This window comes from Paenibacillus sp. sgz302191 (assembly GCF_057749925.1).
In genome coordinates this window covers 17,949-41,858 of sequence record NZ_JBYLHY010000039.1, presented here as the reverse complement: position 1 = coordinate 41,858, position 23,910 = coordinate 17,949, and the positions used below count along the sequence as shown (strand labels likewise).

Annotated in this window: 24 protein-coding genes and 1 pseudogene; 17 read left to right on the top strand and 8 right to left on the bottom strand. The window is 49.9% G+C overall.

The genetic code is table 11. The features are described from left to right. Positions 1 to 7 precede the first annotated feature (7 nt). On the bottom strand, positions 8 to 514 hold the full coding sequence (locus AC3G2T_RS34180) for a DUF4912 domain-containing protein (RefSeq protein ID WP_474686641.1): 507 nt from the start codon (positions 512 to 514) through the stop codon (positions 8 to 10). Between the two features lie 201 nt (positions 515 to 715). Here AC3G2T_RS34180 and AC3G2T_RS34175 point away from each other — a divergent pair, with 201 nt between their 5' ends. Then, a complete protein-coding gene (locus AC3G2T_RS34175) occupies positions 716 to 1,138 on the top strand; it encodes a hypothetical protein (RefSeq protein ID WP_474686642.1) in 423 nt (140 codons plus the stop codon). Positions 1,139 to 1,213: 75 nt separating this feature from the next. Here the strand turns inward: AC3G2T_RS34175 and AC3G2T_RS34170 are convergent, their stop codons facing one another. Then, the gene (locus AC3G2T_RS34170; protein WP_488438243.1) at positions 1,214 to 1,999 is read right to left on the bottom strand and encodes a LytR/AlgR family response regulator transcription factor; all 786 of its coding nucleotides are present in this window, start codon (positions 1,997 to 1,999) and stop codon (positions 1,214 to 1,216) included. A gap of 183 nt (positions 2,000 to 2,182) precedes the next feature. Here AC3G2T_RS34170 and AC3G2T_RS34165 point away from each other — a divergent pair, with 183 nt between their 5' ends. Beyond that, positions 2,183 to 2,803 carry a hypothetical protein gene (locus AC3G2T_RS34165; RefSeq protein WP_474686644.1) on the top strand — a complete coding sequence of 207 codons (621 nt, stop codon included), beginning with the start codon at positions 2,183 to 2,185 and terminating at the stop codon, positions 2,801 to 2,803. Here AC3G2T_RS34165 and AC3G2T_RS34160 read toward each other — a convergent pair. After that, on the bottom strand, positions 2,780 to 3,415 hold the full coding sequence (locus AC3G2T_RS34160) for a helix-turn-helix domain-containing protein (RefSeq protein WP_474686645.1): 636 nt from the start codon (positions 3,413 to 3,415) through the stop codon (positions 2,780 to 2,782). The genes AC3G2T_RS34165 and AC3G2T_RS34160 overlap by 24 nt on opposite strands. Positions 3,416 to 3,611: 196 nt before the next feature. Between AC3G2T_RS34160 and sigI the strand changes: the two genes are divergently transcribed. The 5 genes and pseudogenes from sigI (at position 3,612) to AC3G2T_RS34135 (ending at position 10,009) form a co-directional block, all read left to right on the top strand. Beyond that, complete coding sequence (gene sigI / locus AC3G2T_RS34155; RefSeq protein ID WP_474686646.1) at positions 3,612 to 4,397, top strand: RNA polymerase sigma factor SigI; 786 nt, start codon at positions 3,612 to 3,614, stop codon at positions 4,395 to 4,397. Between the two features lie 24 nt (positions 4,398 to 4,421). Beyond that, positions 4,422 to 5,840: an anti-sigma factor domain-containing protein gene (locus AC3G2T_RS34150; RefSeq protein ID WP_488438242.1), complete on the top strand. Its 1,419-nt coding sequence runs from the start codon at positions 4,422 to 4,424 to the stop codon at positions 5,838 to 5,840. 252 nt (positions 5,841 to 6,092) lie between these two features. Continuing rightward, positions 6,093 to 6,709 (top strand): annotated as a pseudogene (locus tag AC3G2T_RS34145) (class I SAM-dependent methyltransferase). A gap of 648 nt (positions 6,710 to 7,357) precedes the next feature. Continuing rightward, positions 7,358 to 8,374: an aldo/keto reductase gene (locus AC3G2T_RS34140; protein WP_488438241.1), complete on the top strand. Its 1,017-nt coding sequence runs from the start codon at positions 7,358 to 7,360 to the stop codon at positions 8,372 to 8,374. Between the two features lie 135 nt (positions 8,375 to 8,509). Then, positions 8,510 to 10,009 (top strand): leucyl aminopeptidase, encoded by a 1,500-nt coding sequence (locus AC3G2T_RS34135; RefSeq protein ID WP_488438240.1) that lies wholly within the window; start codon positions 8,510 to 8,512, stop codon positions 10,007 to 10,009. Between the two features lie 98 nt (positions 10,010 to 10,107). Here AC3G2T_RS34135 and AC3G2T_RS34130 read toward each other — a convergent pair whose 3' ends face one another. Continuing rightward, entirely contained in the window at positions 10,108 to 10,662 is a 555-nt protein-coding gene (locus tag AC3G2T_RS34130; protein WP_474686651.1) for a hypothetical protein, read from the bottom strand. A 145-nt stretch (positions 10,663 to 10,807) separates the two neighbouring features. Here AC3G2T_RS34130 and AC3G2T_RS34125 point away from each other — a divergent pair, with 145 nt between their 5' ends. Both AC3G2T_RS34125 and AC3G2T_RS34120 read left to right on the top strand, forming a co-directional pair. Next, positions 10,808 to 12,094, top strand: coding sequence for an MFS transporter (locus tag AC3G2T_RS34125; RefSeq protein WP_488438239.1), 1,287 nt, complete (start codon positions 10,808 to 10,810; stop codon positions 12,092 to 12,094). Continuing rightward, positions 12,091 to 13,014, top strand: coding sequence for a Gfo/Idh/MocA family protein (locus tag AC3G2T_RS34120; protein WP_488438238.1), 924 nt, complete (start codon positions 12,091 to 12,093; stop codon positions 13,012 to 13,014). Before AC3G2T_RS34125 ends, AC3G2T_RS34120 begins: the two co-directional genes overlap by 4 nt. Before the next feature lie 16 nt (positions 13,015 to 13,030). Here the strand turns inward: AC3G2T_RS34120 and AC3G2T_RS34115 are convergent, their stop codons facing one another. Further along, positions 13,031 to 13,357, bottom strand: a complete 327-nt coding sequence (locus AC3G2T_RS34115) for a YnfA family protein (protein WP_474686654.1) — start codon at positions 13,355 to 13,357, stop codon at positions 13,031 to 13,033. An 83-nt stretch (positions 13,358 to 13,440) separates the two neighbouring features. Between AC3G2T_RS34115 and AC3G2T_RS34110 the strand changes: the two genes are divergently transcribed. Together AC3G2T_RS34110 and AC3G2T_RS34105 are read left to right on the top strand one after the other, a co-directional pair. Further along, complete coding sequence (locus AC3G2T_RS34110; RefSeq protein WP_488438237.1) at positions 13,441 to 14,415, top strand: helix-turn-helix transcriptional regulator; 975 nt, start codon at positions 13,441 to 13,443, stop codon at positions 14,413 to 14,415. A 36-nt stretch (positions 14,416 to 14,451) separates the two neighbouring features. After that, positions 14,452 to 14,823 (top strand): DinB family protein, encoded by a 372-nt coding sequence (locus tag AC3G2T_RS34105; RefSeq protein WP_474686656.1) that lies wholly within the window; start codon positions 14,452 to 14,454, stop codon positions 14,821 to 14,823. A 75-nt stretch (positions 14,824 to 14,898) separates the two neighbouring features. Here the strand turns inward: AC3G2T_RS34105 and AC3G2T_RS34100 are convergent, their stop codons facing one another. Continuing rightward, positions 14,899 to 15,384: a hypothetical protein gene (locus AC3G2T_RS34100; RefSeq protein WP_474686657.1), complete on the bottom strand. Its 486-nt coding sequence runs from the start codon at positions 15,382 to 15,384 to the stop codon at positions 14,899 to 14,901. A gap of 341 nt (positions 15,385 to 15,725) precedes the next feature. Here AC3G2T_RS34100 and AC3G2T_RS34095 point away from each other — a divergent pair, with 341 nt between their 5' ends. Continuing rightward, positions 15,726 to 15,926 carry a hypothetical protein gene (locus AC3G2T_RS34095; RefSeq protein WP_474686658.1) on the top strand — a complete coding sequence of 67 codons (201 nt, stop codon included), beginning with the start codon at positions 15,726 to 15,728 and terminating at the stop codon, positions 15,924 to 15,926. 253 nt (positions 15,927 to 16,179) lie between these two features. Here AC3G2T_RS34095 and AC3G2T_RS34090 read toward each other — a convergent pair whose 3' ends face one another. Beyond that, positions 16,180 to 16,935, bottom strand: coding sequence for a response regulator transcription factor (locus AC3G2T_RS34090; RefSeq protein ID WP_474686659.1), 756 nt, complete (start codon positions 16,933 to 16,935; stop codon positions 16,180 to 16,182). A gap of 26 nt (positions 16,936 to 16,961) precedes the next feature. Then, a complete protein-coding gene (locus tag AC3G2T_RS34085) occupies positions 16,962 to 18,785 on the bottom strand; it encodes a cache domain-containing sensor histidine kinase (RefSeq protein WP_474686660.1) in 1,824 nt (607 codons plus the stop codon). A gap of 189 nt (positions 18,786 to 18,974) precedes the next feature. On the opposite strand from AC3G2T_RS34085, the gene AC3G2T_RS34080 reads away from it, so the two are divergent. The 5 genes from AC3G2T_RS34080 to AC3G2T_RS34060 all read left to right on the top strand — a co-directional run bounded on the left by AC3G2T_RS34080 (position 18,975) and on the right by AC3G2T_RS34060 (position 23,903). Further along, on the top strand, positions 18,975 to 19,850 hold the full coding sequence (locus AC3G2T_RS34080) for a carbohydrate ABC transporter permease (protein WP_488438236.1): 876 nt from the start codon (positions 18,975 to 18,977) through the stop codon (positions 19,848 to 19,850). After that, on the top strand, positions 19,847 to 20,668 hold the full coding sequence (locus tag AC3G2T_RS34075; RefSeq protein ID WP_474686662.1) for a carbohydrate ABC transporter permease: 822 nt from the start codon (positions 19,847 to 19,849) through the stop codon (positions 20,666 to 20,668). The genes AC3G2T_RS34080 and AC3G2T_RS34075 overlap by 4 nt, the downstream gene beginning before the upstream one ends. Before the next feature lie 28 nt (positions 20,669 to 20,696). After that, entirely contained in the window at positions 20,697 to 21,470 is a 774-nt protein-coding gene (locus AC3G2T_RS34070) for an SDR family NAD(P)-dependent oxidoreductase (protein WP_474686663.1), read from the top strand. Between the two features lie 24 nt (positions 21,471 to 21,494). Next, positions 21,495 to 22,406: a fumarylacetoacetate hydrolase family protein gene (locus AC3G2T_RS34065; protein WP_474686664.1), complete on the top strand. Its 912-nt coding sequence runs from the start codon at positions 21,495 to 21,497 to the stop codon at positions 22,404 to 22,406. 132 nt (positions 22,407 to 22,538) lie between these two features. After that, the gene (locus tag AC3G2T_RS34060) at positions 22,539 to 23,903 is read left to right on the top strand and encodes an ABC transporter substrate-binding protein (protein WP_474686665.1); all 1,365 of its coding nucleotides are present in this window, start codon (positions 22,539 to 22,541) and stop codon (positions 23,901 to 23,903) included. Positions 23,904 to 23,910: the final 7 nt, after the last annotated feature.

Sequence of the window (23,910 nt, the reverse complement as noted above, 5' to 3'; positions counted from 1 at the left end):
AAGCAGTTCACCTCGAGTAGGGGGTATAGGGCGTGAAATTTTCAAAAAAGCGCGGAGGAATGCGCCCGCCGGCTGCTCCTGATTCAGCTTCCGGAACGACGCCGAGGATCGCTTCCCCCCATGGGGCTTCCTGATCTTTTGGCGTTGCCGCACAGTTCGAGCGCAGCAGCGGGATAAACTCGCGGTTCCACGTATAAGTGCCGAAATCGAGCAAATAAGTGCGGTCCGCATTCAAGCCATGGATGTACCAGCTCGCTGCTTCCGGTGTCGTCCAAATATCGAAAAAACGGTGCGCGTTGCTTCCGGTAAAATAAATGCCGGTTACATCGTAGACGCGGACGATTTTGGGCATGGTTCCGTAATCGCACTCAAAATGCTGCGAAACAAGCCATCTCCGCCTGTCGCTGACCTCCCAATACGCGTAAAGCGAGCGGGCGTTCACCGGCATGACGTGCAGCAAATCTTTGTGATACCGCTCCGGAACTTCGAAGTCCGCCAGAGGCAATCCCTTCAATCCAATCCCTCCTTGCGCCGCCGGCATAAGCTGCAGCAGCATCCGTTGTTTGCCGTGTAAGGATGACTGTTTCAGGATTCGCAGGAGGCAAGCAAATTATGCGCGCACTGACAAAAACTGCTGTGGCCGGAAAAAAGGAATTTTGCTTGTTCGAAGCGAATATATTGGGGTATTCCGGGTAATCAGTAAGGAGGGAAATCCATGAGTTTTTGCTGTGGAGCCAGCATGATCGGTACAAAAGGAACGTTAAAGCACATTCGCACCCAAATTCACAATGTGCCTATACTCTTTTGCCCGGTATGTCACCGCATTGAAATTCATTATCTTGTAGAGAGCGAATATGAGATATTGGCGGAATACGCTCATGGCGACGGAGCGGCCGAGGTGGATTTCGCAGAGTATGTGGATGGCAAGGATCACATTCTGCACGATAATTGTGTCAATCACGAGGGCGAAGAGCCTTTGGATATCGTACGCAGCCAAATCGATATGGGGCTTGACCTGCTCAGTGTCGCGAAGACGATCGGCGATACGGAGTGGGAAGAACAGCTGAAAAAAAGATTGAAAATGCTCAGTGCCCGCCGAGACAAGCTGAAAAGCAAAAAAGCTTCGAAGCGCACTTAAACGATAAACAGCCGCTTTCGTTCCGATGAGGAACAAAGAGCGGCTGTTTCTTTTTGGGAGGCTGCCGTTTCCGGTCTAGCGAAGCTCCTGAAGCAGTTTGGCGAACTCCTTTTGCAAATTGCGGCTCAATGGAATTTTGGCCTGTGTATGCTGCAAATGGATCAAAAACCGCCTGGAAGCGGGGAAGACGCTTTCTTTTACGTAGGAAATGACATAGCGCATATTGACGAGAAATCCTTTATACGGACTGAACATATAGGTGCTGGACTGGGCCAGGATGTCGGTCAAGTTGGTGCCGGATTCAATCGTTTCCCCGTTCGTCAGGTAGATCATGGCATGCCGCTTGTCTTCTTTTTCGACGAACAAAATGGATTGTTCCGCGACTGGAATTTGCGACTTTTGATTTTTCACCGTGATCCACGTTGTTCCTTCGCTTCCTCCGGCTCCGGCTTCGAGCGCCGCTGCCGCTGCCCGTTCCGCTGCAATTTCCGCCACTGCCCGTGCGATCGCGGATTGGAATTTGGGGAACAGGACCGGTTTCGATAAAAAATACAAGGAACCGAGATCGTGAAAGCTGGTCAAAATATGGTCGATATTCGTCGTCCCGCTGACCATGATCACTTTTTGCTTATGGCCCGCCTGTCTCAAGGACTGCACCGTAGAAATGCCGTTCAAATACCCGCGCAAGCCGATGTCCACAAGCAGGATGTCCGGTTTGATCTCGTTAAATGTATCAAGCAAAGCTTCGCCGTCGGAAGCCGTAAAAACGACCTGCAATCCGCACTGCGCGCAGTAGTCCTCAAGCATTTTTCCAGCCCAATGGTTATCTTCCACGATAGCAACTGTAAAATGGCCATTCATATGAATTACTCCTATGCCAAAAACTGTTAAACTTTTTATTTCTGTGCCTCTCGAAATGTCAATTTGCACGCAGAAACGGCCAACTTAGTCCGGGAAGCGTCCGAAAGCCCGGATTTGATGTATGATAGTTTCATAGAACGACAAACTTCGAAGCGATTACCGAGTTGAAAAGAGGGGAAACTCTTGAACGCATGGATGCAGGGGGTCATTTCATTGTTGGAATTCGTCCCCATGATTATACTGTCTTTCGTATTGTTCAGGCAAAAAATACAGCCGCATCTGAAAGGAATGGCCTGTACTTCACTGGCCGCAGGAATTCTTGGCGCCTATATGGGCCCGCTTACATACATCGCCGGCATATTTGTGCTTTTTTGCGGATATTTGAAGTTCAGGCCTGCAGCCGCCTTGCTTGTGTCGCTGTCCGGGTACACCCTTGCCGTCATCGTCACCACAGGCGTTATTATTACGAGCGATTTGACCGGTGTGGTAGCTTTCTCGGCTGTGACTGAGGATCTTCTGGTATCCAGGCTAATGTCGATGCTGACGTTTCTGGCGAATCTCGCGGCTGCCGCGGTCATTGTCAAATTCAGATGGGGATTTACTTTTTTGGCGCATTACTCGAAATTAACGTTCTGCCGGGAAAATATCGGCTGCTACGGCTTCATGCTCGTCGTTATCGTCGGCATTGTGTTCCGCGATACGCTGCCGGTCAGCATGCTGGATGCGGTCATGCCTTTTCAAATGCTGAGTATGGCGACGGTTCTGTTCATTTATATGACGTTACGAAAAGAACTTTGGTTTTAAAGAAGTGGGGCTGGGCCCGCCTCCCGGTTTGGTGCCTGTATTAGCCGCAACGGATTCCGTAAGCAGCAGGTGAAATTTGCGCTGCGGCAGCGCGGCGATCGTTACGAATCTTCCATTTACCGAGTCTTCGAAATAAAGTTTGCCTTCTTGCGGGGCATACTTTTTTATTTTGTGCAAATTGACAAATAGATGCGTATCCATCTTAATAAAGTTATGCTCTTGTAAAACCTCCAGCAAATCCGTGAACTCGATGAGAGAATCCACATTTTGCCTGGTGATGCGGTCGGAAGCGAAATAGCGGATATCTTTATTGCCGAATTCGACGTACCAAATGTCGCTCAAATCGTGTTTCATTTGTGAAGAACTGACCGGGTGCTCTTCCAGGTAGCCGGCCCGAATCAGCATGTCCGTGTAGGGATAGTCGTAAGCTTGTGACAGCTTTCTTAACGTATCGGGGGACGGTTTGATCACCTCGTTCGTGCTTCGGTTGCGTCCCAGCTCCAGATCCCGGATGTAAGCGTGGGACAAGCCGCTTTTATTCGCCGCTTTGCGAAGTGACATTTTCCCGCGAAGCTGTTCAAGAAATTTTCCGAAACTGTTTGTGAGCTCCAAATAAATCGCCTCCAATATGCCATTATTTTATAGGAAACTGCGAAAAATAGAAACTCCATGTCAGGTTTATTTTGCCATTAGGTGCTGATTTGCTCTGGTATGGTATAATAGGTTTTGTTTTCTGACGGAATTACATAAAGAGTACCCCCGAATATGAAACGTTTATGACGAAATACCTATACTGTGAGGTGGAACGGTGCTACTGGTACTATTCAAGAAGTTTCTCGGAAAAAAACACTCCGGCTCGCCGGGTGAACTCCATTCCTCTCCGCTGGAAGAAACAGTTCATCGCATACAAAGTGGGGATTTGCGGCTGCGAAATCAATTCATCGCCGATTATCAGCCTTATGTGGCAAAAGTAACAAGCAGATTCTGCAAGCGGTATATCGATCCGGCCAGAGATGACGAATTTTCAATTGCTCTTGGAGCGTTCAACGAAGCCATCAGCCAGTATTCGGCGGCAATGGGGAGATCGTTTCTGGGCTTTGCGGAGACCGTCATCAGGCGGAGGCTAATCGACTACTTACGGAAGGAGCAGCGGTTTCAGGGACAAATCCCTTACAGTTCCTTTGAGCAGGAGGATGGCGAAGACAACTTCGTCAATCCGATTGAGATTCATCAAGCGATTGAAGCTTATGAGAAGCAAAAGGGATTAGAAGAGCGCCGGAGTGAAATCATGGAATTCAACCGGTGTCTGAAGGATTTTGACATTGATTTTTCCGAACTGACGGAAGCCTCTCCGAAGCATGACGATTCCAGGCAGATGCTTTTTGGCATCGGCTATACGCTTTCACAGGATGCAGAGCTTATGCGCACTCTGCTGACTAAACGGCAGCTGCCGATCAAGGAGCTGCTTGCCAAGGTTCAAGTTTCCAGAAAAACTTTGGAACGGAATCGCAAATATTTGATTGCGATCGCACTGATTTTTAACGGGCCTTACCCGTATTTGCGGGATTATTTGCAAATTCGTGTCGATGATTGAGGTTACAGAAAGGAAGAACTGCGCATGAACAAAGGAATCGTAATGGAATTGGGCGATAGCACAATCATTGTCATGAGTCCGGACGGTCGGTTCGAGAAGATCCCGCGAGGCACCCGAAACTGCGAGGTCGGGGAAGAAATTGTATACGCTCCGGCCCCGAAAAGCATGAAAATCCCGCGGATGGCCATCTTGTCGGGGTTGACTGCGGCGATTGTACTGTGCTTTGTACTGGTATCGACCCTGTCGGGCAAGGTGCCGAGCGGCCAGGTCGTCGCTTACGTTTCGATCGATATTAATCCTAGCGTAGAGATGGGCATTGACAACAAGGAGATCGTTCAAGATTTAAAGGGGTTGAATTCGGACGGAGAAGCGCTCATCCAATCTATGGTTTACAAAGGAAAGTCGCTGACTAACGTCACTTCGGAAATTTTGGACAAGGCGGAACAGGGGCCGCTTGCTAGCGGAGAAGGGGACATCATCATCAGCAGCACGCTGGTCGAGGATAAGGCGGGTATCGACGATGAGGCGATCGCGACCCAGTTGAAGGAGCAGGTAAACAAACACATTCGGGACGCTCATCCCAATCAGGTCAAAAATTATGAAGTAACTGCGTTTGCCGCACCGCAGGAAGTCAGGCAGGAAGCCAAGGCAAACGGGGTCTCGGCGGGCAAGTACGCGATCTACCTGAACGCGCTCGATAATGGCGCGAAAGTGTCGCTCGACGACATCAAGTCGGTTTCGATTCATCAGCTTGCCAAGGAGAACGGCGGAATCGACAAGATCGTTAAACCCGATAAGCCGATTAACAAGACCAGCCTGAAAAAGCTGATTGAAGAAGAAAAATCAGGCAAGCTGAGCGAAAAGGTTCAACAAATGGCCAATGAGCGGGAGAACGACGATAAGAGCTCCAAAAACGGCAAAAATGACAAGACAGACAAAAACGGGGACAAAAACGGCAGCGGCAAAAACAACAATAATAACGGCGCCAGCAGCAATAAAAACAACGACAGCGGCCAGAAAAACAACTCAAATGTCAAAAACAGCGCCAAGCCGACCAAAACGCCTACACCCAAAAACGGCAGAGACGACAACAACTCGGATAAAAACAGCAATGACGACGGCCGAAATAATAACGATGATAAAAAGTCGACGAGGAGTCAAGACGATCAGGGCAACCAGGATCGGGATCCGCGAAAAGACCCATCGTCAGGGCCGTCTTTAAGTCCGAACGGGAAACCGTCGGCAAAGCCGTCGGCCAGAGCTTCTTCCACGCCCAAGACGGGCGATTCCCGTTCCAAAGACAATCAGGACGATGGAGACGGCAATAAAGACGACGGGAAAGACAACAAAAAGGACAATAATAAAAACGACAATAAAGACAATAAAAGCAATAAAAACGACAGATCCGGCAAAAGCGACAACAACTCCGACGACAACAATTAATAGAGCAGCCCGAAAATCGAGCAAAAGGACTTCAAATTCCGCTGTCAAGCGGAGGATGAGGTCCTTTATTGCCAATTTCATAGAAACTGCGTTCATGCTAACGGAGAGATTTGCTTAATCTAATAATTCGTAATAGACGGCATTTACATAAGAACGTACGTGCGATATGATGGTTTTGCATATATATCCCAATATAGTTTGGTGTTGGATTATTCGGTTACATTTGGTGAATCTCATCTGGGGAGGGACGGCATGGACAAGAATTCTGTTTATAGAACAAACATTATAGGCGGTGGTGAGGTTGGCGCCATTTCGGTCGACATGGATAAGAGTGTTGTTCATGAAACAAACAGCTTATTTTGGGATACAAAAGGAAATGATGTTTTAGGAGCAACCTCACTTCCTTTTTATGGAGCATTTGTCTCAGAAGAGAAATGCCAGCTTTTTGGCGATGTCTCAGGGAAAAAGATTATTTTGACTATGTTTATTCGATTTATGCAATAGGCTGGACAACCGACCTAGAGGGTACTTTTCGCCGGATTGCTTCTTACCTAAAAAAAGACGGCGTATTTATTTTCAGCTGGTCTCACCCTATACACAAATGTGTTGCTGCAGAAAATAATATGCTTGTTTTTAAAAAATGTTATTTCGATGAATCTTGGTATTCGGTATCTCTTGACGGAAGTACGCTAACATTATCGGACCGTAAACTATCAACCTATGTGAATGCGTTGGCAAAAGCGGGATTTGTCATTGAGCAAATGATTGAGCAATCTGATGATGAAATTGTGCAATCGCGTAACAGCGATTTTGCAAAAAAAGCAAAGATGCTTCCTGTAACTTTTGTAATCAAGGCAAGAAAACTATAGTATCCGCCTGATGGTTTAGCAATTCAGAAATCCGCGTAGGATCAACAAATCCAGTCTATAACTTTATTTTCTTCGGACACAAGTTGTATTACAATAGAAATACAGGCTGTTGAAAATAAACGCGCCGGAACCGATAGACGCCAATCCGCCTGACGGTGCGAAGAAAACCTGCAAAAGTACATGAATTTGCGCCCTTGATACGCTGGTCACGAGCAATTCCTGCAATTGCGCAGGTTTTTCGTTGCGCACACGGGCTCAGGTTCATTTTCACCGAAAATTCCTGCACTTTCGCAGGCTTTTCGCCAACATGAAGCATTTTCGCAGGAAAAACCTGTACTTTTGCAGGCTTTCTCCGGTTCTGGGAGTCTGCCCGATGAACCACGTATGCCAAATGAAGGGTATTTATGCAGCGTTAGCGGCAGTATAGCAGTCATTATTCACCCGGTATGCACAAAAGTAACTCCGTCGGACAGACTCCCGGCTTGCCAAATCGTCTCGCACCCGCCCAGCGACGTAACCCCCGCGCTTGGGGAGGCGCGAGCGGGAGAGCACAGCTGAGTCAAAATTAGGCCAAAGTGCCGTCACTTTCTCAGGCAGCCGGCAATAGCACTATTTTTATATGTGGTAACAGGAAGGGAGTTTTCCAGTTTGAGATACAGTACGTTCGGCCAATCAGGCTACAAAGTATCTTCGCTCGGCTTCGGGGCGATGAATCTTCCTGGGGTGCCGCTGGATCAGGCAAGGGAAGCGTTGAATTACGCGCTTGATCAAGGTATCAACTATATAGATACCGCGGCCGCTTACCGCAACAGCGAAGAGATTATCGGCGAGTGTATCTCGCATCGCAGAAATGAATACTTTTTGGCCACTAAAACGGGCAAGCGTGATTATGCCGCAGCCAAAGAGGAAATTGACCGCAGCCTCACCCGGATGAAAACGGAATATGTAGACCTTTTGCAAGTTCATTATGTCAACTACGTTCACGAATTCAAGCAAATTATGGGCGAAGGCGGCGCCTATAAAGCCGCGCTGGAAGCGCAGCGGGAAGGCAAGGTGCGCTTTATCGGCATAACCGGGCATCGTCCCGATCTGCTGGCGAAATGGATTTCCAAAGGGCAGTTCTCGCAAATTTTGTTCCATCTGAATTTGGCCCAGCCGTTTGCGCTGGATGAGCTGATTCCGAAAGCAACGGAGCTTGATTTGATGAAAGTCGCAATGAAACCGCTATCCGGGGGCTTTATTCAACCGGTAGACCGCGCGATTCGCTACCCGTACAGCCAGAACGTGCATGTGACGATTTCGGGCATGGTGAGCGTCAAAGAGGTGCAGGAAAATTTGGCTGCGCAGGAGCGCGAGGTAGGCGACGAGGAGCGCAGGGAGCTGGAGCAGCTTGCGATTGAACTGGGCGGGCACGACTGCAGACGCTGCAACTATTGCTCTTGCCCGGTGGAAATCGCGATTCCCGACGTGATGATTTCGAGCAAAATCCGCGACAAGTTCGGCTTGCTGCCGAAAGGAAGCGGGTTTTTCGACCGGCAGAAAGACAAGATACTCGCTTGCGCCGATTATGATCCTTGCAAAGAAAAGCCGTTGTGCGAGGAAAAATGCCCGTACCATCTGCCGATGCAAAGCGTCATTCAAAAAGCGGCCCGCTACTACGCGTAGCGGAAAGCCCGGCAATCACGCTGCAGCAGCGCCTGGACCCGTGTCCGTGAGCTTGGCTGCAGCGTATTTTTTTGCTTTTGCAAGGCGGAAAATGGTAGCATGGTTAACAACAAGCGATAAGGAGTAATGCAGCGTATGTTTGAAAAAACGATAAACATAACCGTGAACGCGTTTTCTTCGTTCATGCACGCGGATGCGGAGGCGGACGCCATCGTCGTCTGCCTGACGGAGGCGGAGCTGCGGCAGGACGCGATCCTCGGCCAGCCGCAGCTGGACAGCGCCCTTCGCCGCCTGCGCGAGAAGGGCGTCTTCACCGGCGCCTCGGGCGAGCTTGAGGCGCTGCCCACGCACGGGCTGCTGCCGTACGCGTACGTGCTGGCTGCAGGGCTCGGCCCTGCAGCCACGCGCGATACGCTGCGCGCAGCCACGGTCTTCGCAGCGCGCGAGGCGCTCGCGCTGCGGCTCGACCGCTTGGCGCTGAAGCTGCCAAGCGGCGTCGACGCGCGGTCAGCGGCAGGCGCGCTGACCGAAGGGCTGCTGCTCGGCGCGTACCGCATCCGAGCGTACCGGTACGGCCGGCCCGAGCGGGCGGAGATCCGCCGGGCCGTGCTGCTGACAGAAGCGGCTGCCGAGGCAGCGCTTCTGGAGGAGGCGATCCTCCGCGCCGAGGCGGTGGCGGAGGGCACGAACTATGCCCGGGATTTGACGAACCTCCCGGGCAACAAACTCATTCCGGCTTCCCTCGCAGAGGAAGCCGTCAAGCTCGCCCGGCACTACGGCTTCGCCGTAGAAGTGCTGGACGAGCACGACATCGCCGCCCGCGGGATGGGCGGCCTGAGCGCGGTCGGCGGCGGCAGCGTCCACCCGCCGCGCATGATCACCCTCCGCTATGAGGGTGATCCGGGGAACGCCGACGCGCTGGGCCTCGTCGGCAAGGGCGTCACCTTCGACACCGGCGGCGTGTCGATGAAAAAGCCCGAAGGCATGGAGGAAATGATCAGCGACATGGGCGGCGCGGCCACGCTGCTTGGCGCCATGCACATCGTCGGCAAGCTGAAGCCGAAGATCAATCTGATCGTCGTCATTCCGGCGGCGGAGAACGCGACTTCCGGTTCGGCCTACCGCCCGGGCGATATCATCACTTTGCTGAGCGGTCATTCCGTGGAAGTGCTGAATACGGACGCGGAGGGGCGCATTATTTTGGCGGAGGGCGTCGCGTACGCCAAGCAGCTCGGCGCGAACCGGCTCATCGACGTCGCCACGCTGACGGGCGCGATATTGGTCTGCCTGGCCGACGTGGCGACAGGGGCCGTGACGAACGATGATGAGTTCCTGAAACCGCTGCTGAAGGCTGCGGCGGAAGCCGGGGAAAAAGTATGGCAGCTGCCGAACTATCCGGAATACAGAGCGATGCTCAAAAGCGACGTCGCCGACATCAAAAATTCGACGACCGCAGACCGTTGGGCGGGTGCGATTATAGGCGGGCTGTTTATCGGCTATTTTGCCGAAGAAACGCCATGGATTCATCTGGATACGGGCGGCACTGCCTGGCTGTGGTCGGAAAAAGGCATCGAGCCCAAAGGTGGCACAGGCGTGATGGTGCGCACGCTCGCCGCTTACTTGTGCGGCATCTAGCGGCAAAAAAAGTCACCTCGCTTCGAGCCGGCTCCCATTCCCCGATAAGGGAATGAGGGCGGCGTCTGGCGTGGTGACTTTCGTTTTGCCGGCGGAGCTCAGGCTCCCAGCGATTGTCCGCGCGTCTTGGCGCTCTTGCCCGGCACGCCGAGCAGCTCTTGCAAGTCGGCCATGCGAATGACGAAGCGGTTGATTTCGCTCGTCGTGTAGGAAAGCTGGTAAGTGCGCTCGACGAGCTGTTTGAGCGAAATGCCGATCCAGTTTTTTTTCCGTGGATGCGGCTTGAGGTCATGTTTTAATACGGACATGGAGGCGGCATACGGGTCCGGCTGAGAAGAGCCGGCGACCTTAACGTCGTCCAGATTAAAGTAGAGCTTACTGCGATTCCACTGCACATATCCCGGTTCAAACAAAATAAAGAGCAGATCGGCGTCCGCCGTTTCGCTGCCGGGCTGCTTGATTAAGCGCACGGCATGGCCTTTGTCCGGCCTGATATATTGATTCGACTTGCTGTCCGGCAAAAAAGGGACGATCAGCAGCGGACAAACGCTGGCGATGTACAAATAATCAGTTGACTGAAAAACTAGAGAGAGTACAATAAAAATCAAAAAGAGCAGAACACTGGTGAAAAGTCCAAAGTTGTTCGGTTTCATAGATTTTCGATAATCCCGCCTGACGTGATAGATTCGTCTAACGCTAACAGAACTATTTTACCACAAGAGACTTGCAGATTGCAGCTTTAAAGATAGGCCGATAGGCACAAACCCCACAAGACGGCTACAAGAGGTGACAGCAGCTATGAATATTTGGAACAAATTGCGTAATCCCAGGAAAAAAATGTCGCCTAAACGAAAATACTTGACGATAGCAATCTTGGAAGGTTTTCCGGCTGTCGTTATTTTTCAGCTATTGGGAGGCCCTTTTCTGACCGGGTATTTGCTTTATCTGGGTGCTTCCTCCCAGGAAATCGGGTTCGTGCTGGCGATAACGACGGTCGTGAATGTCGTTCAGATTTTAATGGCGGTCGTGATGCAAAAAATTCATAACCGCAAAGCGATGCTGCTCGTCTTCGGCTCGCTGCACCGCCTTCTGTGGCCTGCCGTCGGTCTGATTCCCTTTCTTTTTCCCAAGGATTTGTGGGTAGTCATGTATATCGTGCTGTACACTTCGGCTCACGTCTGCAATGCTGCGGGAACCGTCGTCTGGACGTCCCTGATCAGCGACGCGGTGCCGTCTGCGGTGCGCGGAAGGTATTTCGGCATCCGCAATACGGTGCTCGGGGCGATGAGCAGCTTGGCCTTGTTCGTCGGAGGCCAGGTGCTTGACCGGTTTCCGGGCGGCGAAGGCTTCCAGTATTTGTTCATCATCAGCGGGGTATGCGCGCTTTTGAATATTTTGGCGTATTGCTTTTACCCGAATCCGCCCTTCGAGCCGTCTGTGGAGGCCAATCCGCTCGGGATGATCGGCAAGCCGCTCAAGGACCGCGGTTTTGTGCGGGCGATTGCCTTCCTGTCGGTCTGGCTGTTCGTGCAGGGCGTGACTGTGCCGTTTTTTTCATATGTAATGCTCAAGCTGATGAACATCAGTTATGAAGAAGTTTCGCTCATTACGGTCGTCCATACGCTTGTTATGATGGGAAGCTACTATGTCTGGGGCAACTTGAACGTCCGCTACAGCGCACAGCGCCTGCTTTTGTGGTCGCTGCCGATTATCGCCGCGGCTTGCCTGCTTTGGGGCGGGCTGGCCGTACTGCCGCCGCTTGTCGTGCTGTATGCGGTTCATATTGTGCTCGGCATCGGCCTGGGCGGTTTCAACCAGATGGTATTCGCGTTTACGATCGGTGATACGCCCAAAAGGGAAAGGCCGATGTACGTGGCCGCATATTCCGCTTTAACCGGATTTGCCGCATTTCTGGGCCCGATTTTCGGGGGCAAAGTGTACGAATGGATCGCCGAAATGCCGATGTGGGTTCAGGTATACGGCGTGTCCGTGCTGGCCGGCGCTTTGCTGCTTGTTTTCGGCTTGACGGTAGGCCGTTTTGTGCTTGGGAACGAATCATGGAAGAGGAGAGAGTATACACAATGAGACGTAAAAGAATCGGTCTGATCGGTCTTGGAGACATTGCGCAAAAAGTGTACCTGCCTTTGCTGTCGGCAAGCGAGCAGGTGGAAATCGCCGGCATTATGAGCGCTACGCCGGCTACTGTGGAGCGAATGAAGGCGAAGTACCGCATTCCTTTCGGAACGGACAAGCTTGACGAACTGCTTGGACTCGGTCTTGACGCCGTATTTGTCCACAGCCCGACTCCGACGCATTTTGATATCGCGATGCGCTGCATCGATGCGGGAGCGGCCGTATACGTCGACAAGCCGCTGTCCTACAATTGGGAGCAGTCTGTGGAAATGGCTTCCTATGCGGAGCGCAAAGGCGTCCTGCTGGCGGTGGGCTTTAACCGCCGGTTTGCCCCGCTCTATGCGGAGGCCCGGCAATGGCTGGCGGAAACGGGCGGGTTCGATTGGTGCTCGGCCGCCAAACACCGCATCAAGCAGCAGACGAACAGCGCCAAGGAAACGCTGTACGACGATCTCATTCATATGCTGGACCTGCTGCTGTGGCTGGGAGACGGCCCGTATGAATTGAATACGTACAATCAGCAGGTGGATGGAGAAGGCAGGCTGCTTCACGCTTCGGGAAGCTTGTCCTTCGGCACGGCGACAGGGACGTACAGCATGGTCCGGCTGGCCGGCGCCGACTTGGAAAAAGTCGAGCTGCACGGCAGCGGACGGTCTGCGGAAGTGACGAATCTGGAATCCGCCATCCTATACGAAAAGGGGGCCCCGCCGCGCATCCGTACGTTCGGCAGCTGGGATTCGGTGCTGGAGCGCCGCGGCTTTGCCGGAATCGTCGGGCATTTCTTGGCCGCCCTGGACGATCCACAAGCCTGCTCCATCCGCGCCGATCTTGTGCTCGGTTCGCATGAGCTGGTGGAACGGATATCGCTATAAAACGGCGCCGGCTTGTTTACCCTCTGGGCGCCCACAGCATGACCGAAACGCCGACAAGGCATATCCCGGCCCCGATCCAGTCGTAGAGGTCGGGCATTTTTTTATCGACCCACCAGCCCCACAGAACCGCCAGCACGACAAAAATGCCGCCATAAGCCGCATATACGCGCCCGAAGGACGGGAAGCTCTGCAAAGTCGGAATAATACCGTAAAGGATCAAAATGACTCCTCCAAGGATGCCGTACCCGTAAGGCTTGGACTCCCGGAGCCACAGCCAGATGAGGTAACCCCCGCCGATTTCGGCGAGACCTGCGACAATAAATAACAAGAGGGCGGACACCATTTTGCAAGCAGCTCCTTTTTGCTTTTCATTGTAGCTTGATTCGGAATAACAGGCAATCCTGTCGGAAAAGGAGCGTACACCCGATGTCCAAGGCCGATCATATGCTGTCGATTTTGTGGATGTTAAAATCAGGCAAACGGGTCACCGCCAAGCAGTTGGCGGACAAGCTCGAGATCAACGTTCGCACCGTTTACCGCTATATTGACGCATTGTGCGCCAGCGGGGTTCCGATCATATCGGATTCCGGCCATCATGGCGGCTACAGCTTGTCGGGGCCGTTCGCCGATTCCCCGCTCGTTTTTGACCTGGAAGAGCAAAAAGCGCTGATCCATGCCGCGCAGTTCGCCCAGGAAGCCGGGTACCCGTTTGGCGAGCAGTTGGAGAGAGCCACTGCGAAATTAAAGCTGTACACGAACCAGGAGCAGCAGCACGCAATCCGCCGCCACGAGCTGGGCTTCGATGTGATCAGCCCGCAAGCGGATGCGTCCGAGGTTTCCATGCTGAGAGACCTGGAAGGCGCCGCAGCCGACAGCCGCAGCCTTGTTTTGGACTATCAAAAAGGATACGGGAGCACGACCCAAAAGCGCGAACTGAACCCCTACGGCCTCGTCAACTGGAAGAACAAATGGTACGTCGTCGGCCAGTGCCGGCTCCGCGGTGAAATCCGCAGCTTTTGCGTCGACCGCATCCGCAGCTTGAGCCTGACCGGCGAACGCTTTGAGCGCCCGGCGGACTTTTCGGCCAGACAGTTCTTTCTGTCCAACCTGCTGCCGCCATCGGATCGGCCGGAAGAGCTCATGCAGGTAGTGATTCAGGGCAAGGAGCAGGCCATCGACGATTTGTGCGGACATTGGTATCTGGGAGCCGCCATCGTCAAGCGTACCCGGACAGAGGCATATTTTATGATTGAAACCAGGGCGATGGACGGGCATCTTCCGTATCTTCTGCTTAGTTATGGAGGGACGATCCGGGTTATGGAGCCCGACAGTCTCAAAAAAGCGCTGGTCGAAGTCACCGGCAGCCTTCTTGATTTTTACCGGGCCCGTTATCTTGACTGACTGCAGTTGTCAGTGAAGACTGGCTATGATGTAAATATGAAAATCTACCGAACGGATTCCGTCTGGCTGGCCGGAATGAAAGGCTGCAGCTACGAGCAGGTCGTAGCGCTGCTTGAAGGAGTCAGCGAAAGAACGAGCGGCAAAACGCTGGAAGAACTCGACGCCACATACGATGTACTGGCTGCGGAGTATAAAGATTTTTTGGCAAACGAGGCAGATTTGCTGGCGGTCAAGGAGTTCCCGCATCCGACGTACGGCGTGCTCCGCGCCAGCATCGACGAACTCATCCACCATATCGTCAACCACGGGACGTACCACCGCGGCAACATTTCGTCGATGCTCCGCCAAGCGGGACACGCCGGGGCTTCGAGCGATTTTGTGTTTTATTTGTACGAGGTAAATAAGTAGAAAACACCGCTTCGGACCTGCCTCTCTGCTCAAGAGGGCCGGCCCGGGGCGGTGTTTTTCCCAAATCAACTCATTTTAGTTAACTGATAATTGATAGTAGTTTGGACTAACAGTATTTTGAGACGTATAAATATGTATTTTGTACTTGGTGTTGGGCTGAGGATGAATTTGAACCTGCGATATGGAATTGTTATCAACAAGCCATTCCTTAGAAACAAAACCGCCCCATTCATCAGTGATTCCCCAATTGTACGCCTGTCCGCCAGCCGGCATGACTAGTGTTATTGTTGCAGTTATTCCTGGGAAATAAATAGAAGAAGGGAATTCGAGAGAGTACCAATCATGGTCGGTTGGGCTGCTTAATGTACCCAATTTGGTGAAGGTGTAAGGATTTGTAGTACCTGTCACGTCTCCTGCAAGAAACGGTTCCGGAGTGCTAAAACTGTTATTCTGGTCGTTTAATTTTTCATAAATAATACTGTTTGCAGCAAGTGCGGAGTTTGTACCGAATGCCAGCATGGAAACTGTTGCTAATGCTACTGTGATGGTTTTTAGATTCACGGCGTAGAATCCTCCTAAATAAATATAATATATGGTATTAATTAACAAGTAAAATATTACCACAAAAATTGTAAATTTCATCATACAAATTGACTAGAATAGAAAATCAGGAAAATATACCTATTAATATATAATATTTTCATAGATTGTTTATTTTAAGGATTTATTGAGGCTTTGTTGTTATTGTAAAAAACACTTGATATTTAAGTCTTTTCCTCAAAAACAACTTTGAGATTGTAAGTTTAAACGATGGGGGCAGGGAATACCGCTCCAAAATGCCTATGGACTTGTCTGTTGAGGAAGTTTGCGGCGGTAGGAGAATCAAAAGGGGAGCCTAATGTTTGGCGAAGCCGCTCTTTCTTAGCGCGCGCTTCTCCCTTGCAGGTTGCAGCCTTCTCAGCAAAGGGGGATTAGGTGAATCGATAGAGAGAAAACCTGCGAAAGTGCAGGTTTTTCCTCCGCAACTGGCTTATTTTGGCGAAAAGCCTGCAAAAGTGCAGGAATTTTCGCTGAAAGTGAACTTGAGCCCATGTTCCCGCTGAAAAGCCTGTACAATTGCAGGAATTCTTCAAGGCCAGCGATCAAGGACGCAAATTCATGTAATTTTGCAGGTTTTCTTCGTGCTGCCAGGCAGATTGTGGTTATCGCCACTGACACAGGGGTTTTTCAACAGCCTGATGAGTAGAGTATCCTTACTTGCTTGCTTGTCTATGCCATAACAATCGGGGCTTTCCCATCGATGTAGTTCGATGCGGGAAAGCCCCGTACGTTTGACGGCGCTGCCGGCCAAGACGCTTACTGAAGCCGAAATTCACTAGGCGTAACTCCGGCAACCTGTTTGAAAATTCGGCTGAAATAATACGGATTCGGATAACCGACCCGTTCCCCGATCTCTTTGACAGACAGTTCTTTTTGGTTTTTCAATAAGTGCCGCGCTTCATTGATGCGAAGCGTTATCAAATATTTGGAAGGCGGCTCGCCTGTATGCTTGATAAATAACTTCGTCAGATAGGAAGCATTAAAATTAAATTGCTTGGAAATTTGCTCTAATGTCAGTTCTTGCCGGTAGTTATTTTTGATAAAGAGCTGAATCATGTCAACGATCTGTTCGGGAGAGTAAGTGCGGTTCTCCGGGATGGAGAGTTTATGAACCTTGGCTTGGTTCCTCTCTTTATCCAACTGCATTTTGATTCTGCCCAACGCTTGCTCCAGTTCAGTCTGTTTAACGGGCTTTAACAAGTAGTCTGCAGTCTCGTACCGGAGCGCCTGTCTGGCGTACTCGAATTCGTCATAGCCGCTCAATACGATTTTTTTAACGTGGGGAAAGAGCAGAGACGTTTGTTTTAAAAGCTCTAACCCGTTCATGACCGGCATTTGAATATCGGTGATCAGCAGGTCAGGGCTTGAATCTTCCAGCAAATGCAGGGCTGCCGCCCCATCCTGTGCGGTACCGCATACTTCGAATATAGGATCGATCTGCTGCACCTTTTTTACGAGATTATGCAAAATTAGCTGCTCATCCTCCGCTATAACGACTCTAATGGTACCCATGAATTGCATACACCTCCTTACATCCTTTATAGATTTCCGCCTATGGTAACTTGAGCGCCGCCTTCAGGCAGATTGGCGATCTCAAATACCATTTGCGGTCCGTAGCTCATTTTTAAACGAATATATATGTTCATGAGACCCATTCCATCGAGCTGCAGATTCGGAACTAGCCCCGTTTGCTCAATATGGCTTACTTTTGCGTTCACTTCCTCAAGAACCTCCGATGAAAACCCCGGACCCTTATCCCTTACGCTGACTATCCACCTGGAAGAATCCGCATAGCCTTGTATGTGTATATGCCAGGGCGGGGACAATTTTGTGCTGTATTTTAATGCATTTTCTACAAGAGGCTGGATGATCAGTTTGGGGACATGGATATCCCGCAGCTTGTCATCTATCTCGAATTCGTAGTGCAGACTGCCTCCATAGCGATATTTTATACATTGAAGATATTTTTCGGTATAGGATAGTTCGGTATCCATTGCAACCAGATTGGAATCGTCGGAAGAAATGTAACGAAGCATGTCGGACAAGTTTTCAATCATGCCCACAATTTGTTCGTTCATATGCTCTTCTGCCATAACGCTAATGGTAGCCAGCGTATTATAGAGAAAGTGCGGGTTCATCTGGGATTGCAGCGCCAGCATTCGGGCCTGCAGCTCTTGAGATTGAGATAACAGTACCTGGTCCATAGACAGTTTCAGCCGCTCGCTCATTTTAATAAACGCAAGCTTCAAACGATCCAGTTCGTTAAACCCGCTGTTCAGCTGCAATTGGGAGTTGGAAGATATCGTTTCGAGATTGGTAGACTTGATGGCTGCATGCATGGAAGCAATCGGCTTCGTGATTCTCCTGGCCGCCAGATAAGACAGGAAAATGGCCAATGTCAGAATAATTAAGCTCAGCAGCAAAAAAGCTCTTGTAAACGCTGTCAAAGGTGCTAAAAGTTTTTTTTCGGAAATGATGACGGCTGTATTCCAACCCGTGTAGTCGGAATGATTCAGCGTGTACAATTCCCGGTTTTTTGTTTGCGGATTCATGATGTAGCCGTCGGATATATCTGAATGGCTCAGAAAATGACGAATATACTCGTTTAAATTCTGACTGTTCGCGTGAATCGGATAAATTAAATTTCCCTGATCGTCGTAAACGATCAATTTCTCGCTCCCGTCCGTTTGTGCGATCTGATTGCTTACCGATTTAAACGCATTGCTTACGGATTGTTTGACCTCGGCTATTCCTTCCGGCGTATTGTACTTGTCGAAGAAAACCCTTAATAACGAAATGGAGCTGGCGTCATCCTGGGAAGAAAGAAATTGAGCTAATTCTTCATCCTTTTCCGGAATGGTGATCACTTTTCCTTTTTCATTTTTCAGCACTTCCTGATACCACGGTTTATCTGCCAGACGAATAACGGATTTGCGGTTATCGTAGCCGGAACCGAACATATTGCCGTCGAAATCGTACAAATAAATTTGCTGCGCCGGAAAAGCAGGGCCGTTGGCTGCGACGAGTATTTCGGTCAAATCCTTTGAATTAGTAATAGCGTCACCGGCATTGTAAGACGGCTTTCCCAACTCTTTAGAATCTTGGGTGAACTGGAGGAACCGTTCCTTGACCAGATTGGAATACAAAATATTGAGAGAAACCGTATCCATCTTCTGTATTTCCGCATTCAGCTTTTCGTTCACCGTGGCGGACGTGCTGGCAATTGAATCTTTGGCTTTATTCTTGAGCCAGTAGGAGGACCAGGAGTAAAAGGCAATGAACGAAATGGTCAATACGATAACGATGATCATCGAGTAGGTCAGAAACAGAATGGATCGGATGGATTTCTGCCTGAAATTCATAATCGCACCTCCCATCTTATTTTGCGGTTTGTGTCGACTATTGTCAAAATATTTAGGCAGGTAAAATATGTGCAAACGAATAGCTTGATTTGTGCATGGTTTAGGGAAACATATAAAACTATAATGAAAGCGTAATCATCGATGAGGACAATGAAGGCTAGAGAAATAAAACGAGTGGAGCTGTCAGCTATGAATAAACATATGTACCCTTTCTATTTCACGTTGGGAGCGTTTCTGCTGTATGTGCTGCTTTTCGTATTGCCCGGTTTCATGGGAATCATGTATTCGTTTACGGATTGGAACAGCTATACTTCCGATATTAACTATGCGGGGCTGGAAAACTTCAAAACCATTTTTTCTGCGGATGAAAATTACTTGTTCTACGTGAAAAATACGCTGATCTTTACGGTATCGACCATTTTGCTGAAAACGGCAATCGGTCTTGCGCTTGCTTTGATGCTGAATCACGGGATCCGTATGAAAAATTTCCATCGAGTCGTTATGTTTATGCCGGCTGTTGTGCCCATGCTGATTGTAGGGCTTATTTTCAAATCGGTGCTTCATCCGGACAATGGCCTGCTGAATGAACTTTTGCGGTCAACAGGGTTTGGCTTTCTGGCAAAGCACTGGCTGACGGATATACATCTGGCATTTAAGTCCATTATCGGAGTGGATGTCTGGAAAGGTTCCGGGTATATCATGGTCATTTTGCTGGCGGGTTTGCAAACGATTCCAAGCATGTATTATGAAGCGGCTTCCATCGATGGCGCAAGCTATTGGCATAAGCTCAGACATATTACGATCCCGCTTCTAATGCCTGCGATTACGATCACTACCATATTGAATCTGCTCTATGGAATGAAAGTTTTCGATACCGTTTACGTGCTCACCAATGGCGGCCCGGGATATGCAACGGAGGTGCTGTTCACAGGGGTATTCAAAGAATTCTCGATGGGGCGTTATGCGGTGGGCACCGCCTTATCGACCTTGATCTTTTTGGTAATGGTTGTCATCGGATACTTCGCCATTAAGCTGATGAACAGAGAGGAGGAAGCGGCAAAATGAAGGTCAGCTGGTTGCAAAATGTTTTGAAAAATGCGGCAGCTTGGATATTAAGCCTGGTTACGATGGCACCGCTAGTCGTCATTCTCGTCAATTCGCTCAAAGACAAGGTACAGGCAAGCTCGATGGGCTTGGAACTGCCGAACAGCCTGCACTTCGAAAACTTTTTGGTAGTGTTCGAGAAGGGCAAGCTGGGACAATCGCTTTGGAACAGTTTGCTCTATTCCGGAGTTTCAACCGTTCTGTGCATTGTTTTGTCCGCGATGGCCGCGTATGTGTACGCCAGGAACAAAACCGGATTGAATCGCTTTTGCTATTTGTTCGTCATTTTGGGGATCGCCATGCCCTTGAATTATTTTACACTAACCAAAGTGATGCAGATGACTCACTTAATCAACACGCAAATCGGTATCATTATCCTCTATGCGGTCGTGCAGATTCCATTCACCGTATTTATCTTGTATGGCTTTGTCGGAAGTGTCCCCAAGGAGTTGGATGAATCGGGCATCATCGATGGCTGCAGCCCTGCAAGACTGTTCTATTCCATCATTTTCCCTCTGCTTAAGCCTGCGGTGGTGACTGCATTCATCTTGGCGTTTCTCAATTCCTGGAACGAATTTTTGCTTCCGCTTTATTTTTTAAATACAGCCGTACAATGGCCGATGACGCTGTCGGTATACAATTTTTTTGGGCAATACCAGATGGAGTGGAACTTGGTGTGTGCGGATATCGTGATGACAAGTCTGCCTGTTATTATCGTCTACTTGATCGGACAGCGTTATATTATTGCAGGAATGACGGCCGGTTCCGTAAAAGGCTAGTCTATTATCCGTTTTGAGGAGGGTTGTTATGCGTCTATCCAACAAAATTGTATTGATCACAGGGGCCGGCTCCGGGATCGGGAAAAGTTCGGCGCTTCTTTTCGCGCAAGAAGGCGCGACATTAATTGTTAACGATATTGACGCAGTAAAAGGCGAGGAGACTGTCCGGGAACTTAGGGCGCTCGGGAGCGAGGCTGTTTTTATTCAGGCGGATGTTACAAGCCCGGGCTCCGTAAGAGCGATGGCGGAACAGGCTGTGACGGCATTTGGCAGGATTGATGTCTTGTTTAATAATGCGGGAATCAGCGGTGTGGGAGCGCTCCATGAAGTGGAGCCCGATGCTTGGGAGCGGGTGATGAATGTCAACATCATGGGCGTGTACTTGCCGTGCAAATATGTGCTTCCCTATATGATGGAGCGCCGTGCCGGGAGCATTATTAACATGTCCTCGTGCGTTGCAGAAATCGGTCTCGCCCGCAGAGCCTCTTATGCGGCAACCAAAGGGGCTGTTTTGGCTTTGACGAAATCGATGCAAGTGGATTATGCAGCGTATCAAATCAGAGTAAATGCGCTGTTACCGGGAACTATTATGACTCCGTTTGTGGAAAATTACTTGAAAACGGCTTACGACAACCCGGAAGTATCCATACAAAACATTAAAAAGCGGCAGCTCAGCGGGGAATTGGGACGGCCTGAGGATGTGGCCCAAGCCGCGCTGTTCCTGGCTTCAGACGAATCCAAATTTATGATGGGTTCTCCGCTTTATATTGACGGTGGCGTCGTATTCGGTAAAAATGCGTAAACAAAAAAACAGGAGGTCAGTGAAATGAGATTGGCTGCATTTCTAGAAAATGGAGAGTACCGATTAGGGGTGAAAATCGAACAGGGGGTTGTGGACGTTTGCGCAGCTTTAAGACGATTTCCCGCTGAAGCGGATTGCGCAGTGCCTCAAACGATGAAGCAATTGATAGGTGGGGGAGTTCAGGCAATAGATGCTTTGCGGAGTTATGTCGAACAGTTGAATCCCGCTGCGGCAGCGTCGGACGCTCCCTGCCTGTATCAAGAGGCGGCACTTGAGTGGGGAACCTGTTTGCCGGAGCCGGGTAAAATCATTTGCGTAGGGCTGAACTACCGCAAGCATGCGGAGGAGACGAATGCCCCTATTCCAGAGTATCCGATACTTTTTAACAAATTCAACAATGCGCTGGCCGCTTGCGGGGAGGACGTTCCCCTGCCCCGTACATCCGTAAAGGTTGATTATGAGGCTGAACTTGGCATCGTTATTGGCAAAAGAGCCAAATATGTGAACAAGGAGGAAGCACTGGACTACGTCTTTGGCTATTGCAATGTAAACGATGTGTCGGCAAGAGACCTGCAGATGAGAACACCGCAGTGGCTGCTTGGGAAGTCATGCGATAAATTTGCTCCGGCAGGACCGTATCTCGTTACGGCGGATGAAATCGGAGATCCGAATCAGTTGGAAATCAAATGTCTGGTGAATGGGGAAGTAAGGCAGCGATCGAACACATCGGATATGATTTTCCGCTGCGATGAAATTGTGAGCTATATTTCACAGCATATGACGCTCGAGCCGGGCGATCTTATTTTGACGGGGACGCCGGAAGGTGTCGTGCTCGGTTATCCGCCGGAGAAGCAGGTCTATCTCCAGGATGGGGATATTGTCAGCGTAGAAATTGAAAAGCTGGGAACGTTAACAAACAAATTTGTTGCCGAGTAAAAAAAGGATAAACAACAAAACGGATTTGTGCATTTTTAAAATAAATGACACAAGTTACAATGAAAGCGCAAACAAATCAATGAATTTTGCCATCAATTTCACAAAGACTATCAAAAAAAGGGGAAATTCGGCATGAAAAAAACGCTCGCGATTTTGGCATCAATCAGTGTGCTGGCAGGCCTTGTGGCCGGCTGCGGATCAACAAGCGGCACAACGGAAACGCCCGCTGCTGCAGGCACAGCTTCAAGCGGCTCGTCTTCCACCAAGACGGACAACAAGTCCAAAGAAAAAATCACGCTAACCTATATGGCGAGCCAAGACTGGATCAAGGATTCCGAAATGCAGCTGGCCAAAAAGTTCGAGACGGAAACAGGCATCCATATTGATTACCAGATCGTGCCCGCGGATCAGTATCAAAACCTTTTGAAAACGAAATTGAATGCCAAGGAAGCCCCGGATATTTTCGGCGGGCAGGACGGCCAATTCGACTTGGGCCCGAGTTATGATGTCGAGAAAAATGCGGTGGACTTAAGCGGCGAAGAATGGGTGAACCGGGAAGACAAGTTATTCCTGCAGCAGGCTACTTGGAAAAGCAAGGTGTATGCGCTGACGATTTGGGACCCGAGCTATGATTTTTATGTGGTGTACAACAAGAAAATCTTTGAAAAGCTGGGGCTGAACGTGCCCAAAACCTATGATGAATTCAAAGCGGTCTGCCAAAAAATTAAGGATTCCGGCATAACGCCGATTTATGAACCGGTCGCTGACGGCTGGCATCACGTGCTCTGGTTCCCGGAAATCGGACCGAAGTACGAGGAAGCCAACCCGGGGTTAACGGAAAAATTAAACAGCAACAAAGAGCAATTCGCCAATGTAGCGATCATGGAAAAGGCGCTGACCCAGTTTAACGAACTGGCCCAATCGGGCTATATGGGCGAAAGCTATTTGTCCAATACGTTTACAGATACGGAGAAAAATATGGCCGGCGGAAAGTTCGCTATGACCGTTCACAATCTCGGATTAGCTTCTACGATTGAAAAAGCATTTCCGGATGTAAAAGCGAGCACCTTCGGTTTCTTTCCGATCCCGCTTGTCGACAATCAAATCATGAACGTTGCTCCTGCGGCGCCAAGCAAATTTATTTATTCAGGCTCGAAGCATATCGATGCCGCCAAGCAATACTTCCAATATTTGACTAAGCAGGAAAACTTGCAATTTTTCCTGGACAATGAGCCTCGCTTCCTGGCCATAAACTTTTCGGGCATTAAGGATAGATTTACACCTGAAGAGAAAGAGTTCTTTGACACATACGGCAAAAAGCAAGGAACCGTTTTCCAGACGGCTGTCAAATATGTGAATCCGCAGTGGATGGATATGGGCAAAGATATGAGTGCGATGCTGACGGGAAAAATGACGCCCAACGAAATATTGAAAAATATTGATAAAAGAAGAAGCGCACAAGCCAAAGCGGCGAAAGATTCGGCTTGGGGGCAATAAAAGGGGT

Excerpts from the sequence above, each read along its gene's own strand:
- AC3G2T_RS34175 (WP_474686642.1), top strand. The coding sequence starts at position 716 with ATGAGTTTTTGCTGTGGAGCCAGCATGATCGGTACAAAAGGAACGTTA.
- AC3G2T_RS34170 (WP_488438243.1), bottom strand. The coding sequence starts at position 1,999 with ATGAATGGCCATTTTACAGTTGCTATCGTGGAAGATAACCATTGGGCT.
- AC3G2T_RS34150 (WP_488438242.1), top strand. The coding sequence starts at position 4,422 with ATGAACAAAGGAATCGTAATGGAATTGGGCGATAGCACAATCATTGTC.
- AC3G2T_RS34135 (WP_488438240.1), top strand. The coding sequence starts at position 8,510 with ATGTTTGAAAAAACGATAAACATAACCGTGAACGCGTTTTCTTCGTTC.
- AC3G2T_RS34130 (WP_474686651.1), bottom strand. The coding sequence starts at position 10,662 with ATGAAACCGAACAACTTTGGACTTTTCACCAGTGTTCTGCTCTTTTTG.
- AC3G2T_RS34125 (WP_488438239.1), top strand. The coding sequence starts at position 10,808 with ATGAATATTTGGAACAAATTGCGTAATCCCAGGAAAAAAATGTCGCCT.
- AC3G2T_RS34120 (WP_488438238.1), top strand. The coding sequence starts at position 12,091 with ATGAGACGTAAAAGAATCGGTCTGATCGGTCTTGGAGACATTGCGCAA.
- AC3G2T_RS34115 (WP_474686654.1), bottom strand. The coding sequence starts at position 13,357 with ATGGTGTCCGCCCTCTTGTTATTTATTGTCGCAGGTCTCGCCGAAATC.
- AC3G2T_RS34110 (WP_488438237.1), top strand. The coding sequence starts at position 13,441 with ATGTCCAAGGCCGATCATATGCTGTCGATTTTGTGGATGTTAAAATCA.
- AC3G2T_RS34105 (WP_474686656.1), top strand. The coding sequence starts at position 14,452 with ATGAAAATCTACCGAACGGATTCCGTCTGGCTGGCCGGAATGAAAGGC.
- AC3G2T_RS34090 (WP_474686659.1), bottom strand. The coding sequence starts at position 16,935 with ATGGGTACCATTAGAGTCGTTATAGCGGAGGATGAGCAGCTAATTTTG.
- AC3G2T_RS34085 (WP_474686660.1), bottom strand. The coding sequence starts at position 18,785 with ATGAATTTCAGGCAGAAATCCATCCGATCCATTCTGTTTCTGACCTAC.
- AC3G2T_RS34080 (WP_488438236.1), top strand. The coding sequence starts at position 18,975 with ATGAATAAACATATGTACCCTTTCTATTTCACGTTGGGAGCGTTTCTG.
- AC3G2T_RS34075 (WP_474686662.1), top strand. The coding sequence starts at position 19,847 with ATGAAGGTCAGCTGGTTGCAAAATGTTTTGAAAAATGCGGCAGCTTGG.
- AC3G2T_RS34070 (WP_474686663.1), top strand. The coding sequence starts at position 20,697 with ATGCGTCTATCCAACAAAATTGTATTGATCACAGGGGCCGGCTCCGGG.
- AC3G2T_RS34065 (WP_474686664.1), top strand. The coding sequence starts at position 21,495 with ATGAGATTGGCTGCATTTCTAGAAAATGGAGAGTACCGATTAGGGGTG.
- AC3G2T_RS34060 (WP_474686665.1), top strand. The coding sequence starts at position 22,539 with ATGAAAAAAACGCTCGCGATTTTGGCATCAATCAGTGTGCTGGCAGGC.